This window comes from Streptomyces tremellae, assembly GCF_039540215.1.
In the GTDB taxonomy this organism is placed as follows: domain Bacteria; phylum Actinomycetota; class Actinomycetes; order Streptomycetales; family Streptomycetaceae; genus Streptomyces; species Streptomyces tremellae.
The window spans coordinates 21,043-37,591 of sequence record NZ_BAABEP010000044.1; the positions used below are offsets into that span (position 1 = coordinate 21,043).

The following is a 16,549-nucleotide window of genomic DNA, read 5'->3' on the forward strand; positions in this document are numbered from 1 at the left end:
TAGGAGCAAGAGGAACCATGGCGGTTTCCGTAACCCTGCCGGCGCTCGGCGAGAGCGTCACCGAGGGCACTGTCACCCGCTGGCTCAAGGCCGAGGGCGAACGCGTGGAGGCCGACGAGCCGCTGCTCGAAGTCTCCACCGACAAGGTCGACACCGAGATCCCCGCGCCCGCCGCAGGCGTCCTGTCGTCGATCAAGGTCGCGGAGGACGAGACCGTCGAGGTGGGCGCCGAGCTGGCCCTCATCGACGACGGCACGGGCGCCCCCGCCGCCGACCAGGCCCCGGCCGCCGAGCAGCAGCAGGCGCCGGCCCCCGAGCCCGCCCAGCCTGCCCAGGCCGCGCCGTCCGCCGAGGCCCAGGCCCCGGCCCCCGCGCCGACGCCGCAGGCGTCGTCCGGCGGCAGCGGCGCCGAGGGCAGCGGCGGCACTGATGTGCTGCTGCCCGCCCTGGGCGAGAGCGTCACCGAGGGCACCGTGACCCGCTGGCTCAAGGAGGTCGGCGAGTCGGTCGAGGAGGACGAGCCGCTGCTGGAGGTCTCCACCGACAAGGTCGACACGGAGATCCCCGCGCCCGCCGCGGGCGTCCTGCTGGAGATCGTGGTCGGTGAGGACGAGACCGCCGAGGTCGGCGCCAAGCTCGCCGTCATCGGCGCGCCCGGCGCGGCCCCGCAGCAGCAGGAGGCCCCGGCCCAGCCCGCCCCGCAGGAGCAGGCCCCGGCGCCCGCCCCGCAGCAGGAGCAGGCGCCCGCCCCGCAGGCGCCCACCGCGCCGGCGCCGCAGCAGCAGACCGCGCCCGCTCCCGACCCGGCCCCGGCGGCCCCGGCGCCCGCTCCGGCCCCGGCTCCGCAGCCGGTCACCCCGGCCCCTGCGGCCGCGTCGGACGGCGGCTCGGACGACGGCGCGTACGTGACGCCGCTGGTCCGCAAGCTGGCCTCGGAGAACGGCGTGGACCTGTCCACGGTCAAGGGCTCCGGCGTCGGCGGCCGTATCCGCAAGCAGGACGTCGTCGCCGCCGCCGAGGCGGCCAAGGCCGCCGCGACCCCGGCGCCCGCGACCGCCCCCGCCGCTCCGGCCGCCTCGAAGGCGCCGAAGCTGGAGGCGTCCCCGCTGCGCGGCCAGACCGTCAAGATGACCCGCATGCGCAAGGTCATCGGCGACAACATGATGAAGGCGCTGCACGGCCAGGCCCAGCTGTCCTCCGTGGTCGAGGTGGACATCACGAAGCTGATGCGCCTGCGCGCGCGGGCGAAGGACTCCTTCGCGGCCCGCGAGGGCGTGAAGCTCTCCCCGATGCCGTTCTTCGTCAAGGCGGCGGCCCAGGCGCTCAAGGCCCACCCGGTCGTCAACGCCAGGATCAACGAGGACGAGGGCACGGTCACCTACTTCGACACCGAGAACATCGGTATCGCGGTGGACTCCGAGAAGGGCCTGATGACCCCGGTCATCAAGGGTGCGGGCGACCTGAACATCGCCGGCATCGCCAAGAAGACCGCGGAGCTGGCGAACGCCGTGCGCGCGTCGAAGATCACCCCGGACGACCTGGCCGGCGCGACCTTCACCATCTCCAACACCGGTTCGCGCGGCGCCCTGTTCGACACGATCATCGTCCCGCCGAACCAGGTCGCGATCCTCGGCATCGGTGCGACCGTCAAGCGCCCCGTGGTCATCGACCACCCGGAGCTCGGTGAGACCATCGCGATCCGCGACATGACGTACGTGGTGCTCTCCTACGACCACCGCCTGGTGGACGGCGCCGACGCGGCCCGCTACCTGACGGCGGTCAAGGCGATCCTGGAGGCCGGCGAGTTCGAGGTCGACCTGGGGCTGTGAGCCCCGGCCGCGCACCGCGCGCGGCCCACGCAGGAACAGCTACGGCAACGACGCCCCTGTCGGGACTCTCCGTCCGGACAGGGGCGTCGCCGTACTGTCGTCGCCTATCGTCGAGGGGCGCCGGCCGTCCGCACCCGGCCGCCCGCCAGGAGGAGCTGTCCATGACCCCGCCCGTCGTCCACTCGCTGCGCGAGCAGATCCGCGAGCACATCGTGGAGGGGATCGTCAGCGGGCGCTGGAAGCCCGGCGAGCGGATCGTCGAGCGGCGGATCGCGACGGAGCTGCAGGTCAGCCAGACGCCCGTGCGGGAGGCGCTGCGGGAGCTCGAAAGCCTGCGGCTGATCGAGTCCGCCCCCAACAAGGGCGTGCGGGTGCGCAATCTGAGCGCCGCCGACCTGGAGGAGAGCTATCCGGTCAGGGCGGGCCTCGAACAGATCGCCGCGGAGCTGGCCGCCGACCGCCTCGCCGACGACTGCTCGGCGCTCGAACCGCACGTGGCGGGGTTGTACGAGGCGGACAGGGACAGCGACGGCACCGGCCAGGTGCTGCACACCGTGGGCTTCCACCGGGAGCTGGTGCGCGCGGCCGGCAACAGCGTGCTCCTGCACACCTGGGAGGGCCTCGGCATCGAGGTGTTCACGGCGCTCTCGATCCGCTGGCTGGGCACGGTGCAGCAGTCGTACGCGGAGGAGCACCAGGAGCTGGTGGAGGCGTTCAAGCGGCGGGATCCGGCGATCGGGCCGCTGGTCAAGGTGCATGTCCTGGGGTGCGCGCCGCGTCCGGACGGAGCACCGGGGCGCTCCTGAGCGCCAGGGGCGCCGGCCTCCGCCCGGTTCCCTTACGACCTCCGCCCGGCCTCTGCCCGGCCTCTGCCCGGTCTCCGCCCGGTCTCCGAAATGCCGGTTTGATCAGGGAAAACGGCTTCCGTACCACGTCACTGGGTGCCGTGGGGTCTGGCACGGAATGCCAATTTCATCGGATGGTGCAACTTTCTCCCTCTCCCCCTTTGATCGATCATCGATCAGCGATTTACAGTCGACGGTGGACTGCACCACAGCCCACCGCCCTGTCCTGCCAGACAAGGCCAGAACAACCCCCTCCTGTGTTTGCTGTGTTTGGAAGGCGGCGACCATGCCCGACCCCGTAGGCAAGCTTCCGAGCGAGCTCGATCAGCTCCCGGACCGTGACGCCGAGGAAACCGCCGAGTGGGCGGCCTCCATCGACGCCGTCACGGAGCATGCGGGCCCCCACCGCGCGGCGTACCTGCTGCGCAGGACCCTCGAACACGCCGACAGGTCCGGCGTCTCGCTGCCGAAGCTCCTGGAGAGCGACTACGTCAACACCATCCCCACCGCCGCGGAGCCCGAGTTCCCCGGCGACGAGGCGATGGAGGCCAGGATCACCGCCTGGAACCGGTGGAACGCGGCGGCCATGGTCACCCGCGGCTCCAAACTCGGGCTCGGCGGCCACATCGCCACGTACGCCTCGGTGGCGTGGCTGTACGAGACCGGCTTCGACCACTTCTTCCGCGGCAAGGACGGCGACGGCAGCGGCGACCAGCTCTACCTGCAGGGCCACGCCTCCCCCGGCATCTACGCCCGCGCCTTCCTCGACGGCCGCCTCAGCGCCGACCAGCTCGACCGCTTCCGCCAGGAGGCGGGCGGCGACGGCCTCCCCTCGTACCCGCACCCGCGCAGGCTGCCCTGGCTGTGGGAGTTCCCGACCGTCTCGATGGGCCTCGGCCCGATCTCCGCGATCTACCAGGCGCGCTTCAACCGCTACCTGGAGAACCGCGGCATCAAGGACACCTCGGGCTCGCACGTCTGGGCGTTCCTCGGCGACGGCGAGATGGACGAGCCGGAGTCGACGGCCTCCCTCGCGCTCGCCGCGCGCGAGGGCCTCGACAACCTGACGTTCGTCATCAACTGCAACCTCCAGCGCCTCGACGGCCCGGTCCGCCCGAACTTCAAGATCGTGCGCGAGCTTGAGGCCCAGTTCAGGGGCGCCGGCTGGAACGTCGTCAAGACGCTCTGGGGCCGGGCGTGGGACGACGTGCTCGCGCAGGACGTCGACGGCGCGCTCGTGCGCCGCCTCGGCGAGACCCCGGACGCGCAGTTCCAGACCTACGCGACCCGTGACGCCGCCTACATCCGCGAGCACTTCTTCGCCGGCGAGTCGCTGCGCCGGATCGCGCAGGGCCTGAGCGACGCCAAGCTGATCGAGCTGTTCCAGAACTCCCGCGGCGGCCACGAGCCCCGCAAGGTGTACGCCGCGTACAAGGCCGCCCTCGATCACAAGGGTGCCCCGACGGTGGTGCTCGCGCAGACGATCAAGGGCCACACGCTGGGCAGCGGCTTCGAGTCGCGCAACGCGAACCACCAGATGAAGAAGCTCACGGGCGAGGAGTTCCGCGCCATGCGGGACCTGCTCGACCTGCCCATCCCGGACAGCGCGCTCACCGGCGACCTCCCCCCGTACTGGCACCCCGGCGAGGACTCCCCCGAGGTGAAGTACCTGCGTGAGCGCCGCGCCGCGCTCGGCGGCCTCGCCCCGGCCCGCAAGGTGGTCGCGAAGCCGCTGCCGGCCCCCGCGGAGAAGCCGTTCGAGGCGCTGAAGAAGGGCTCGGGCACCCAGGAGATCGCCACCACGATGGCCTTCGTCCGCCTGGTCAAGGACCTGATGCGGGAGAAGGAGACCGGCAGGCGCTGGGTCCCCGTCGTCCCCGACGAGGCCCGCACCTTCGGCATGGAGTCGCTGTTCCCCTCGGCGGGCCTGTACTCGCCGAAGGGCCAGACCTACGACCCGGTCGACCGCGACCAGCTCCTGTACTACAAGGAGGCGAAGAACGGCCAGATACTCAACGAGGGCATCACCGAGGCCGGTTCGCTCGCGGACTTCACCGCGGCCGCCACGTCGTACGCGACACACGGCGAGCCGATGATCCCGTTCTACATCTTCTACTCGATGTTCGGCTGGCAGCGCACGGGCGACCAGTTCTGGGCGCTCGCCGACCAGCTGGGCCGCGGCTTCGTGATCGGCGCGACCGCGGGCAAGACCACGATGACGGGCGAGGGCCTCCAGCACGCGGACGGCCACTCGCACCTGATCGCCTCCACCAACCCGGCGGCGGTCTCCTACGACCCGGCGTTCGCGTACGAGGTCGCGGTCATCGTGAAGGAGGGCCTGCGGCGGATGTACGGCCCCGACTCCGAGGACGTCTTCTACTACCTGACGGTCTACAACGAGCCGAAGGTGCAGCCCGCGATGCCCGCGGAGGCCACGGAGGAGGGCATCCTCAAGGGCCTCTACCGCTTCCGCACGGCCGACCTGGCCGCGCCCGAGGCGCCGCGGATCCAGCTGCTCGCCTCCGGCACGGCGATCCACTGGGTGCTCGACGCGCAGCGGATCCTCGCCGACGAGTGGGGCGTCGCGGCGGACGTCTGGTCGGCGCCGTCCTGGACGGAGCTGCGGCGTGACGCCCTTGAGGCCGACGCGGCGCTGCTGCGCGGCGAGGAGCGGGTGCCGTACGTGAAGCGCGCGCTGGCCGGGGCGCAGGGCCCGGTGCTGGCCGTCAGCGACTGGATGCGGCAGGTGCCCGACCAGATCAGCCAGTGGGTGGAGCAGGACTGGTCCTCGCTCGGCACGGACGGCTTCGGCCTCTCCGACACCCGGGACGCGGCGCGCCGCCACTTCGGCGTCGACCCGCAGTCCGTCGTGGTCGCGGCGCTCGCACAGCTCGCGCGGCGCGGCGAGGTCAAGCCGCAGCGGGTGGCCGAGGCGCGGGAGCGCTACGGCCTGTGACCCGGGTCCGCCGCGCGCGCGGCGGGCGGGGTCGCAGGTGTCCGGGGGGTGATCCCGGGGGATCCCTGTCGGGGAGCCGCGCACGCACCGTGCACAGTTCCTCGACAGGGATTCCTGTACGTGGAGGCCCTGTCGCCCTGCATGATGGTGGGATGCGCGCTGCCCGCCTGATCAGGATGGTCCTCCTGCTCCAGTCAAGACCCTTGATGACCGCGGCCCAACTCGCCGCCGAACTCGGGGTCTCCGAGCGGACGATCACCCGGGACGCCCAGGCGCTCTCCGAGGCGGGCGTCCCGGTCTACGCGGACCGGGGCAGGAGCGGCGGCTACCGCCTCGTGGGCGGGTACCGCACGGGCCTGACGGGGCTCGCGCAGGGGGAGGCAGAGGCGCTGTTCCTCTCGGGGCTGCCGGGGGCGCTGCGCGAGATGGGGCTCGCGGACGCGGCGAGCGCGGCGCGGCTGAAGGTCTCGGCGGCGCTGGTGCCGTCGCTGCGGGACACCCCGGACGCGGTGGCGCGCCGCTTCCACCTGGACGCGCCCGGCTGGTTCAGGGAGCCGAGGACGCCGGAGCTGCTGCCGCTGTTCGCCGAGGCGGTCTGGGGCGACCGCCTGGTGTCCGCGGCGTACCGGCCGCCGTCCGCGGCCGGCGAGGATCGGGACGCGGGCCCCCGCGCGGCCCCCGGCGAGGAAGGACCGGGGGACGTGACGCGTGAACTGGCGCCGTACGGGCTCGTGTTGAAGGCGGGCGTCTGGTATCTCTGCGCCGCCGTGACGGCGGCGCAGGACGACGCCTTCCGGGTGTACAGGATCGACCGGTTCCGGAGCGCCGAACTCCTGGAGGAACGTTTCCGCAGAGACGAGTCCTTCGCGCTCCCGGAGTTCTGGGAGGAACGCGCCGCCCAGTTCGCCAGGTCACTGCTGCGGTACGAGGTGACGCTGCGGCTCACCGAGGCGGGCGCCGCCCGCCTCCCGCACGCCACCGACCGGGGGGCCGCAGAGGAGGCGCTCGCCACCGCCCCGCCCCCGGACGCCGAGGGCCGGGTCACCGCACGCCTCGCCATGGAGTCCGAGGAGGTCGCCCTCGGCCAGCTCCTCCCGCTCGGCCCCGACGCCGAGGTTCTGGCACCGCCCGCCCTCCGCGCGCGCCTCACCGCAGCGGCGCGCGGCCTCGCCGAGCTGTACGGGCCCGACGCGGGCGGCGCGTCCTCGGGCGGCGCGGCTGACGGGCTCCGCGGCTGACGGGTCCGGACGGGTCCGGGGGCGGACGGGTCCGGGGGCGGCGGATCCGCGGTGAGCGGACCCGCCGGCGGCGCTCAGCGGTAGTCGTCGGCGTCGGCCTCGGTGCCGTTCTCGCGTGCCGCGGTGAACGCGGCGATGTAGGGCCAGGCGTCCGGCGCGCTGCCGTCCGTGTCGGTGAAGCCGTAGACCCGGGCGAGCTGCCCGCTGGAGAGCGAGCCGCCGTTCCAGCGGTGTCGGTCGGGGTCGGACGCGAGCGCGGCGAGCGCCCGCCCGACGAAGACCGGGCTCTCCGCGATGGCGAAGGCGGGCTCCCGCGCGATCGCGTCGCGCCAGTTGTCCTCCCGTACGCCGAAGTGGTCGAGCATCCACTCGGAGCGCAGGAAGCCTGGCGTCAGCGAGACCGCCGTGCAGCCGACCGGGTCAAGCTCCTGTGCGAGGCCCTTGACCAGGCGGATCGGCGCGTATTTGACCAGGTCGAAGAAGAGGTTCTCGCGATAGGTCCCGGCCGACTCGGCCGTGCCGTCCGTCACCTCCACGACCAGGCCGCCCGGGCGGCGCACGAGCAGCGGCAGCGCGCGGCGCAGGGTGATCAGGTGCGCCCTGACGCCGAGGTCCAGCATCCGCAGGCCCTTGTCGAGGTCGAGCTCCCAGGCCCGCTTCCCGAACTCGATCAGGTGCTCGCCGCCCCACACGCCGTCCACCAGCACGTCGAGCCGCCCGTGGTCGCCCTCGACGCGGTCCACGACCGCGCGTACCGCGGCGGGGTCCAGGTGGTCGGCGGGCAGGGCGATCCCCTCGCCGCCCGCCGCGGTGACCAGGTCCGCCGTCTCCTCGATGGTCTCCGTGGCCCTGCCCACCTCGCTGACGCGGCCCCGGGTCGTGCGGCCCGTCACGTACACGGTGGCGCCGCGCGCCCCCAGCTGTACGGCGAACTGCCGGCCCGCGCCCCTGGTCGCCCCTGCCACCAGGGCGACCCGCCCGGCGAGTGTGTCGTCCGTCGTCGTCTCCATGCGGGAACCCTCCCAGCCGAACCCGACACCCTCTGGCGCCTTTGCGGCGCGTCTTCCGGGGAGGCGGGCGCGGCGCGTCCGGGGGATGCCCGCGTGCGTCCGCGCGCGGCAGGCAGGATGCTGGTCCCGTGATGGACGAGACGGACTTCTGGGAGATCGTCGACGGCACCCGCGAGGCGGCGGCCGGCGATCCGGAGGAACACGCGGACCTGCTGGTCGAGCGCCTGGCGCAGCTCGACCCCGACGCCGTGCTCGACTTCGCCAGGCACTTCGAGTCGCGCTACCACCGCGCGTACCGCTGGGACCTGTGGGGCGCCGCGTCGATCCTGCTGGACGGGGCGAGCGACGACGCGTTCGACTTCTTCCGCTGCTGGCTCATCGGGCAGGGCCGCGAGATCTTCGAGGGGGCCCTCCAGGACCCGGACGACCTGGCCGACCTGCTCGACCACTTCGACCCGGACTCCGACGGCGACGGCGAGGAACTCGGCTACGCGGCGGACGAGGCGTACGAGCAGCTGACCGGAACCGTCGCGCCGGACCTCGGCATCCCCGCGCAGCCGCGCGAGCCGGAGGGCACGGCCTTCGACATCGACGACCCTGACGTGCTCGAAGTGCGCCTGCCCCGGCTCTGGGAGCGGTTCGGCGCGGACTCGTACACGGGATGAGGCCGGGCGGGCCGTGCCGTCCGCGCCGCGGGCGCGCGAAGCCGCCGCCGCGGGGCAGGATGGCCGTATGAGAATCGCGGTCACCGGTTCCACCGGGCTCATCGGTACAGCACTCGTACGGTCGCTGCGTGCGGACGGTCACGAGGTGGTGCGCCTGGTGCGGCGTGCCCCCGCGGGCCCCGACGAGGTCCGCTGGGACCCGGGGCTGCAGCGGGTCGACGCGGCCGGCCTGCGCGGTTGCGGGGCCGTCGTCCACCTCGCGGGCGCGGGCATCGGCGACCGGCGCTGGACGGCGGAGTACAAGCGGCGGATCAGGGACAGCAGGCTGCTCGGCACGTCCGCGCTCGCCGAGGCACTGGCGTCGCTCGACGAGCCGCCCCGGGTCCTCGTCTCGGGTTCCGCCATCGGCTACTACGGCGACACGGGCGACCGCGCGGTGGACGAGAGCGCGCCGCCCGGCTACGGCTTCCTGCCCACGCTGTGCGTGGAGTGGGAGGCGGCAGCGGCGGCGGCCCAGGAGGCGGGCATCCGCACGGTCTTCCCGCGCACCGGCCTGGTGGTGGCGCGCGGGGGCGGTGCGTGGGGGCGGCTGTTCCCGCTGTTCCGCGCGGGGCTCGGCGGGCGGCTGGGCGACGGCCGCCAGTACTGGAGCTTCATCGCGCTGCACGACCACGTCGCCGCGCTGCGGCACCTGATCGACACCGAGGCGCTTGAGGGCCCGGTGAACCTGACCGCGCCGGAGCCGGTGACCAACCGCGAGGTGACGGCCGCGATGGGGCGTGTGCTGCGCCGCCCGACGCCGCTCCCGGTCCCGGCCGCCGCGCTGAAGCTGGCGCTCGGCGAGCTGTCGGGCGACGTGCTCGGCAGCCAGCGCGTGCTGCCCCGGCGCCTGCTCGACTCGGGCTTCACCTTCGCCTTCCCGACCGTCGACGAGGCGATCGCCGCGGCCGTCTGACGCCGCCGGGGCCCGGCCGGCCGACGCCGCCGAGGCCCGGCCGGCAGGCGGGCCGGGCAGGGCGCGGGACGGGGCTGCGCATGACGGGCCGCCGCGTGACGGGCGGCACGTCCCCCCGGCGCGCGAGAGGCGTGGCGGGCGTGGCGTGTGACGGCGCCCCGAGGCCCCGGAGCGCGGGGCGGGCGCGCGGGGTCCCCGGGCGCGCGCCGTCCATGCTCCGGTGCACCGTGCGCGTGCGCGTACGAAGTGCCGCCATCCGCTCGTAACCTCAGGCTCGACTGGGCGGCTCCCAGGGGCAGTCGGGCCACCCCCGACACCCAGGCCGCCAGGTGCGGGACCAGGGGAGGGCATGTGCCGGAGAGCGGACCACGCGTCAGGGGCGCCACCGTGGACTCCCGGACCGATGTCGTCGTCATCGGCGCGGGCCCGGCGGGGCTCGCCGCCGCGCACCACCTGGCGGCGGGCGGCCTCGCCGTCACCGTGCTGGAGGCCGCCCCGCGCGTCGGCGGGCGCATGGCGACCGAGCGGGTCGACGGCTTCCTGCTCGACCGGCTCGGCAGGCCGCTCGGCACGGCGTGGGCCGGGCCGCCCGGTGCGCCGGACGCGCCGGCGGTGCCGCTGCGCGCGTTCGCGCCCGGGGTCACCGTGCACAGCGACGGCAGGCGCCACCGGATCGGCGCCCCGCGCCCACCGCGGGGCGCGAGAGGTGCGCGGGGCGCGCTCACCGCGGTGCGCGCCCTCGCGGGCGCTCCCCTGACACCGCTGCCGCCGCGCCCCGCGGCGCTCGACCAGGCACGCCTCGGCGCGGCCCTCGGCCGCCTCGCGGCGACCCCGGGAGACCGGCTGCTCGCCCGCCCCGAGCGCACCGCCAGGGAGGCGTACACGTCGCCGCTCGCCAGGCTCCTGCTCTCCGCGCTGCTGTACGACCCGGCGCTGCTGTCGTCGAGCCGCAGCGCCGACCTGGCGCTGCGCGCCTTCGCGCGCGGCCGGCTGTGCGTGCCGGAGGGCGGGGCCGCCGCCCTGCCCGGCCTGCTCGCGGCGACGCTGCCGGCCGGCTGCGCCGTGCACACCGACGTGTGGGTGACGGACGCGTCGATCGACCGCGTCACCACCAAGGAGCACGGGGAGATCGCCTGCCGCGCGCTGGTGGTGGCGACCGGTGCGCGGGCCGCGGCCGGGCTGCTGCCGGGGCTGCGCGTGCCGGAGTTCCAGTCCGTCACGGTCTTCCACCACAGCGCGCCCGTGGCGCCGGCCACCGGGACCGCCCTGCTGCTCGACGCCGACCGCGGAGGTCCCGTCGCGCACACGGCGGTGATGAGCGCGGTGGATCCGGCCCGCGCGCCGGGCGGCAGGACGCTGGTCTCCTCGACGGTGCTCGGGCCGCCGCCCGCCGACGCGGCCATCCGCGCGCACCTGGCGCGGATGTACGGCGTCCCGACGCACGACTGGGACCTGCTCGCGGTCCACCACGACCCCGAGGCGGTCCCGAGGACCCGGCCGCCGCACGACCCGCGCAGGCCGGTGCGGCTGCTCGCGGGCCTCTATGTGTGCGGCGACCACCGGGACTCCGCCACGGTCGAGGGTGCGCTGCACTCCGGCCGCAGGGCGGCCCGCGCGGTCCTCGCCGACCTCGGCCGCGGCGCACACCGGACGCCGGGGGCCGCCGCGTCGGGACCGCCGCGCGAGAGCGCCGCCTGAGCCTCCTCGCGCACCTGGACGCCCCGCTCCCCGGTGCCGACACCCGGGGGGCGGGGAGCAGACACCGTGGCGGCGGCGCGGGCGGCGGCCGAGCGGACGGCCCCTCCCCCACGGGGGCGCTCAGCGCAGTGTCGAGACCCGGTCGCGGTAGGTGCGTACGGCCGCCGTGTCACGGTAGGGCTCAAGCCGGCGTTCGAAGTCGCGTACGTACTCCACCGCGCGCGCCGACCGCATCTCCGCCGCCGCCTGCGCGGCCTCGGCGCCGAGCGCGCACGCCTGGTCGAGCTCGCCGAGGCCGAGGCGCGCCGTGGCGAGCACGACCGTGCAGAACAGCCGGCTGCGGGCCAGTTCCTGCGGGCGCAGGCTCAGCGCGCGCTCGGCGTGCTGGGCCGCGGCGCGCCACTGGGCGAGGTCGCGGTGGCAGTGCCCGATCTCGTCGGCGAGCTGTCCCTCGTCGAAGGAGCGCGCCCAGTGCGGCACGTCGTCGCCGGGGCGCGCCGCCTCCAGCGCCCGCTCCGCCCGCAGCAGTGCGGCCGTGCACGCGCGGGCGTCGCCCACCACGCCGTGCCCGCGCGCCTCGGCGGCCTGGAGCAGCGCCTGCACCACGGGCGGCGCCGTCGTGCCGACGCCCTGCTGCGCCACGCGCGTCAGCTGCACGGCCTCCCTGCCGTGGCTCAGGTAGACGGCCTGGCGGCTCATCGTGACCAGCACGTACGCGCCGTACACCCGGTCGGCCGCGGCCTGCGAGAGCCGCAGGGCCTGCACGAAGTACCGCTGCGCGAGGCCGTGCGCCGCGATGTCGTACGACGTCCAGCCGGCGAGCCTGGTCAGGTCGGCGACCGCGCCGAACAGGCGGCGGCCGACGTTCTCCCCGTACACGCCGCGCAGCATCGGCTCGGCCTCGTGCTCCAGGTAGCGGACGAGGGCCTGGCGCGCGTGCCCGCCGCCGTAGCGCTGGTCGAGGCTGCGGAACAGCTCGCCGACCGAGCGGAGCGCCGCGATGTCGCCGGCCGAGACCCGCAGGCCGAGGCTGTGGCCGTGGCCGTGGGCATGTCCCGGCAGGCCGGCGCCGCGGGGCCGCGGGACGAGCGCCGACTCGGCCGCGCCCGCGGTCGACTGGGCGGGCACCCGCACCACGGCGGGGGCGTGGCCCGCGCCGCCGCCCGGCGCCGGTGGCGCGCCCTGGACTCCGGCGCCCGGGGCCGCCGGGGGCCGTGCGGACACCCCTGCGCCGGCGGCCGCGGCGGCCTGGGCCACGGGCGCGGCGGGCCCTCCGGGGGCGAGGCCGGGGTGGCCGACCCGCTCGTCGGGACGTCCGATCAGCCAGTCCCTGCTGGGCACCACGAGGCCGGCGGGGGTGAACGCGATCTTGCGCAGCTCAGCGTGGCTGCCCGAGTCCTTCTTCCACAGGCCGCCGACGATGTCGACGGCCTCCTCGGGGGTGGCCGCGAACTCCAGGCCCGCGTACACCGGCGCGCAGGCGTCGAGGCCCAGGTCCTGGGTGGACAGGCGGCGGCCGAGCCTGCGGGTGAAGACCTCGGCGATCAGCGCCGGGGTCGTGCCGCGCGGCTGCTGGCCGCGCAGCCAGCGGGTGACGGAGGTCTTGTCGTAGCGGAGGTCGAGCCCGTGCTCCAGGCCGAGCTGGTCGACCCTGCGGGCGAGGCCCGCGTGTGAGAAGCCCGCCTCCGCGATGAGCGTGGCGAGTCTGCGATTGGGATTGCGCTGCGGAGGTCGTTCCGACATCAGCTGTACGGTCTCCTGCCTTTTGGGCCCCGGGGGCAGCCCCATACCATCGGCCCCTCACGATCGGCGCGAATTTAGCGGTAATGGCCCCGCTCACAGCGGCTTTCACCCTGGGTTCATCCGATCGTGTGAGGATCGGCGCCAGGCCTGGAAAGCCCTCGCAGAAACTGCGTCCGGCACGTGCCCGCAGCCCCGCCCGGTGTCTCGTCCGCCACCTCCCGGGCCGCCGTCCCACCTGCCGCCGTACAGTTGCGAGAGCGCCAGAAGTGCCCCGAAGGCCGTGGTGCACCGATAGCTCTAAGGAGGCACTGCCGTGGGCGAGCTGCGGTACGTCCGTCTGGGATTCGGCGACGAGGCCGTCGCGTACCTGGACGCATGGGAGGAGCAGCGCCGGGTGCACGCCGCGCGCGTCGCCGACGAGGTGCCGGACACCTGCCTCCTGCTCGAACACCCGCCCGTCTACACGGCAGGCCGCAGGACGCGGGACGACGAGCGCCCGCTCGACGGCACCCCGGTGGTCGACGTGGACCGCGGCGGGAAGATCACCTGGCACGGTCCGGGGCAGCTGGTGGGCTATCCCATCCTGAAGCTGCCGAACCCGGTCGACGTGATCGCCCATGTGCGCCGCCTTGAGGAGGCCCTGATCCGCACGGCCGCCGAGTTCGGGCTCGACACCACCCGCGTCGAGGGCCGCAGCGGGGTGTGGGTGCTGGGCGACGCCGTCGAGGACCGTCCGCGCCCCGGCCTGGTGCTCGACTTCGACCCGCGCGTGCGGACCGACGCGTTCGACCCGCGCCTCAGCGGCCCGGAGTACGCCCCGTCCAACGCGGGCCAGCGCCGCGAGGACCGCAAGCTCGCGGCGATCGGCATCCGGGTCGCCAAGGGCGTCACGATGCACGGCTTCTCGCTCAACGTGAACCCCGACAACACGTACTTCGACCGCATCGTGCCGTGCGGCATCAGGGACGCGGGCGTCACGTCGCTCGCGTACGAGCTGGGCCGCGACGTCACCGTGGCGGAGGTGCTGCCCGTGGTGGAGCGGCACCTGCGGGAGGTCCTGGCCGAGGCCGGGGCCCCGGGCGCCGCCGAGGTCGCGGGCGCCGCGCCGCGCCTGCCCGGCGTGGGGGCGGCGGGACTGGAGCACGCGAGCGCCTGACCCATCCGCCGCGCCCTTGCCGGCGCCGACTCCCCCGCGCCGTCCGCTGCCGTCCAGCGGCTGGACAGCCCACAAGACCACGTAATTCACGGGCGTAACCTGGTATTCGCCGAAGAATCGAATGCCGCGCCAGCCAGAGAGAGGTGCCGGACGTGTCCGCTGTCGCACCCGACGGACGCAAGATGCTGCGCCTGGAGGTCCGGAACAGCCAGACCCCCATCGAGCGCAAGCCCGAGTGGATCAAGACCAGGGCCAAAATGGGGCCCGAGTACAACCAGCTCCAGAAACTCGTCAAGAGCGAGGGCCTGCACACCGTCTGCCAGGAAGCCGGCTGCCCCAACATCTTCGAGTGCTGGGAGGACCGCGAGGCCACCTTCCTCATCGGCGGCGACCAGTGCACCAGGCGCTGCGACTTCTGCCAGATCGACACCGGCAAGCCCGCCGCGCTCGACCGCGACGAGCCCCGCCGCGTCGGCGAGTCCGTGCTGACGATGGACCTCAACTACGCCACCGTCACCGGCGTCGCCCGCGACGACCTCGACGACGGCGGCGCCTGGCTCTACGCGGAGACGGTGCGCCAGATCCACACCCTCACCGCCGCCCAGCGCCCCACCGGCACGACCAAGGTCGAGCTGCTCATCCCCGACTTCAACGCCGTGCCCGAGCAGCTCGCCGAGGTCTTCGCCGCGCGCCCCGAGGTCCTCGCCCACAATGTCGAGACCGTCCCACGGATCTTCAAGCGCATCCGCCCCGGCTTCCGCTACGAGCGCTCCCTCTCGGTGATCACCCGCGCCCGCGAGGCCGGACTGATCACCAAGTCCAACCTCATCCTCGGCATGGGCGAGGAGCGCGCCGAGGTCAGCGAGGCGCTGCGCCAGCTCCACGAGGCGGGCTGCGAGCTGATCACCATCACCCAGTACCTGCGCCCCTCCGCGCGCCACCACCCCGTGGAGCGCTGGGTCAAGCCCGACGAGTTCGTCGAGCTGCGCGAGGAGGCCGAGCAGATCGGCTTCTCCGGCGTCATGTCCGGCCCCCTGGTCCGCTCCTCCTACCGCGCGGGCCGCCTCTACCAGCAGGCCATGGAGCGCCGCGGCGAGGGCCTCGCGGGCGTCGGCTCCGTAGCGGCGGGCGAGACCCCGGCGGTACCGCCGGCGGTGTGAATCCGCGCACAAGCGACTACCGGCGAGTAGCCGACCGGGTACGGCGCGGTCCGCACGCCTCCCCCAGGTGGGGGGCGCGTACGGGCCGCGCCGGCGGTTTCGCGGCCCGTACGCGCCTGCGGCCCGGGGCTTCATGGCGGTTTGACCACCGGGTCACGTACTGGTAACACCGGTGAGTGACGCTGGAGCCACGCAGCGCGTACCCCACGACCGCGGTCACCGCGCGCCGCGGCGACCGCCCGCAGGGCACCGCGCCGCACGGCCCCGCACCGTCCGCCCCGCCCCTCGCCTCTCCCCGGGAGATCGACATCATGCAGGCCGCTCCGGTCCTTCCGAGTGTCCGCCCGCTGGCAGCCGCGCGGCTCGCGCTGCGCGCCGCGGAGTCCCTGCTGCTGGGCGGCGGCCAGCGCACCGCGCGCCGCAACGCCTGGTCCGCGGTGCTCGACGACCGCAGGGCCGCGCGGGATCGGGCGGAGGCGCAGTCCGTCATCGAGGCTGTGTCTGGCCCCTCCTCCCAGGCCACGTAAACTTCTGTGTATGGCGACGAAGGACAACGCAGACTCTGCTGCGAACCAGGGGCGACTGAAGCAGATCGCTCTGACGTACAAGATGACCCGACGGGTCGATTCCAAGGTCGGCCTTGTCGTCGGTGGCGTGGGAATCGTCACCTTCGGTGTCTTCCTCGCCATCGGCTTCGTCATCGGCCACCCGCTCTACCTGGGCATCCTCGGCTTCATCCTGGCGTTCCTCGCGATGGCGATCATCTTCGGCCGCCGCGCCGAGCGCGCCGCGTTCGGACAGATGGAGGGACAGCCGGGGGCTGCGGCCGCGGTCCTGGAGAACGTCGGCAGGGGCTGGACCACGACGCCCGCGGTGGCGATGAACCGCAGTCAGGACGTCGTGCACCGCGCCGTGAGCAAGGCGGGCATCGTGCTCGTCGGCGAGGGCAACCCGAACCGCCTCAAGTCGCTCCTCGCCGCCGAGAAGCGCAAGATGGCGCGTGTCGTCGTGGACGTCCCGGTCCAGGACATCATCGTCGGCGACGGCGAGGGCCAGGTGCCGCTCAAGAAGGTACGGGCCACGCTGCTGAAGATGCCGCGCGTGGTCGACGGCCCGACGGTCACCACCACCAACGACCGGCTGCGGGCCATGGGCGACCTGATGAGCAACATGCCGGTCCCGAAGGGCCCCATGCCGAAGAACGTGCGCATGCCGCGCGGCGGAAGGATGCGCTGAGGCGCGCGCCCCGGAACGCCGTGGGGGGTCGGCCCGGATCCGGGCCGACCCCCCACGG

Annotated in this window: 13 protein-coding genes; 11 read left to right on the forward strand and 2 right to left on the reverse strand. The window is 74.3% G+C overall.

Annotated elements, in window-relative coordinates; genetic code table 11:
- Window positions 1-17 precede the first annotated feature (17 nt).
- From sucB to ABEA77_RS24685, 4 genes are all read left to right on the forward strand, one after another.
- Window positions 18-1,829, forward strand: a complete 1,812-nt coding sequence (gene sucB, locus ABEA77_RS24670) for a 2-oxoglutarate dehydrogenase, E2 component, dihydrolipoamide succinyltransferase (RefSeq protein ID WP_345651664.1) — start codon at window positions 18-20, stop codon at window positions 1,827-1,829.
- Window positions 1,830-1,990: 161 nt separating this feature from the next.
- Entirely contained in the window at window positions 1,991-2,635 is a 645-nt protein-coding gene (locus tag ABEA77_RS24675; protein WP_345651667.1) for a GntR family transcriptional regulator, read from the forward strand.
- Window positions 2,636-2,960: 325 nt separating this feature from the next.
- Window positions 2,961-5,630, forward strand: a complete 2,670-nt coding sequence (aceE, locus tag ABEA77_RS24680) for a pyruvate dehydrogenase (acetyl-transferring), homodimeric type (RefSeq protein WP_345651670.1) — start codon at window positions 2,961-2,963, stop codon at window positions 5,628-5,630.
- 152 nt (window positions 5,631-5,782) lie between these two features.
- Window positions 5,783-6,868 carry a helix-turn-helix transcriptional regulator gene (locus ABEA77_RS24685; RefSeq protein ID WP_345651672.1) on the forward strand — a complete coding sequence of 362 codons (1,086 nt, stop codon included), beginning with the start codon at window positions 5,783-5,785 and terminating at the stop codon, window positions 6,866-6,868.
- Window positions 6,869-6,942: 74 nt separating this feature from the next.
- Here ABEA77_RS24685 and ABEA77_RS24690 read toward each other — a convergent pair whose 3' ends face one another.
- Window positions 6,943-7,878 (reverse strand): SDR family oxidoreductase, encoded by a 936-nt coding sequence (locus ABEA77_RS24690; protein ID WP_345651674.1) that lies wholly within the window; start codon window positions 7,876-7,878, stop codon window positions 6,943-6,945.
- Between the two features lie 131 nt (window positions 7,879-8,009).
- On the opposite strand from ABEA77_RS24690, the gene ABEA77_RS24695 reads away from it, so the two are divergent.
- The 3 genes from ABEA77_RS24695 (at window position 8,010) to ABEA77_RS24705 (ending at window position 11,196) form a co-directional block, all read left to right on the forward strand.
- Window positions 8,010-8,543 (forward strand): DUF4240 domain-containing protein, encoded by a 534-nt coding sequence (locus tag ABEA77_RS24695; protein ID WP_345651740.1) that lies wholly within the window; start codon window positions 8,010-8,012, stop codon window positions 8,541-8,543.
- 67 nt (window positions 8,544-8,610) lie between these two features.
- Window positions 8,611-9,498, forward strand: a complete 888-nt coding sequence (locus ABEA77_RS24700) for a TIGR01777 family oxidoreductase (RefSeq protein WP_345651676.1) — start codon at window positions 8,611-8,613, stop codon at window positions 9,496-9,498.
- Window positions 9,499-9,885: 387 nt separating this feature from the next.
- Window positions 9,886-11,196: an FAD-dependent oxidoreductase gene (locus ABEA77_RS24705; protein WP_345651679.1), complete on the forward strand. Its 1,311-nt coding sequence runs from the start codon at window positions 9,886-9,888 to the stop codon at window positions 11,194-11,196.
- Window positions 11,197-11,316: 120 nt separating this feature from the next.
- Here ABEA77_RS24705 and ABEA77_RS24710 read toward each other — a convergent pair whose 3' ends face one another.
- Entirely contained in the window at window positions 11,317-12,939 is a 1,623-nt protein-coding gene (locus ABEA77_RS24710) for an NsdA family TPR-like regulatory protein (RefSeq protein WP_345651681.1), read from the reverse strand.
- Window positions 12,940-13,252: 313 nt separating this feature from the next.
- On the opposite strand from ABEA77_RS24710, the gene lipB reads away from it, so the two are divergent.
- From lipB to ABEA77_RS24730, 4 genes are all read left to right on the forward strand, one after another.
- Complete coding sequence (gene lipB, locus ABEA77_RS24715; RefSeq protein WP_345651684.1) at window positions 13,253-14,095, forward strand: lipoyl(octanoyl) transferase LipB; 843 nt, start codon at window positions 13,253-13,255, stop codon at window positions 14,093-14,095.
- Window positions 14,096-14,247: 152 nt separating this feature from the next.
- The gene (gene lipA / locus ABEA77_RS24720; protein WP_345651687.1) at window positions 14,248-15,255 is read left to right on the forward strand and encodes a lipoyl synthase; all 1,008 of its coding nucleotides are present in this window, start codon (window positions 14,248-14,250) and stop codon (window positions 15,253-15,255) included.
- Between the two features lie 311 nt (window positions 15,256-15,566).
- On the forward strand, window positions 15,567-15,782 hold the full coding sequence (locus tag ABEA77_RS24725; RefSeq protein ID WP_345651742.1) for an SCO2195 family GlnR-regulated protein: 216 nt from the start codon (window positions 15,567-15,569) through the stop codon (window positions 15,780-15,782).
- Window positions 15,783-15,792: 10 nt separating this feature from the next.
- Complete coding sequence (locus ABEA77_RS24730) at window positions 15,793-16,491, forward strand: DUF4191 domain-containing protein (protein WP_345651690.1); 699 nt, start codon at window positions 15,793-15,795, stop codon at window positions 16,489-16,491.
- Window positions 16,492-16,549: the final 58 nt, after the last annotated feature.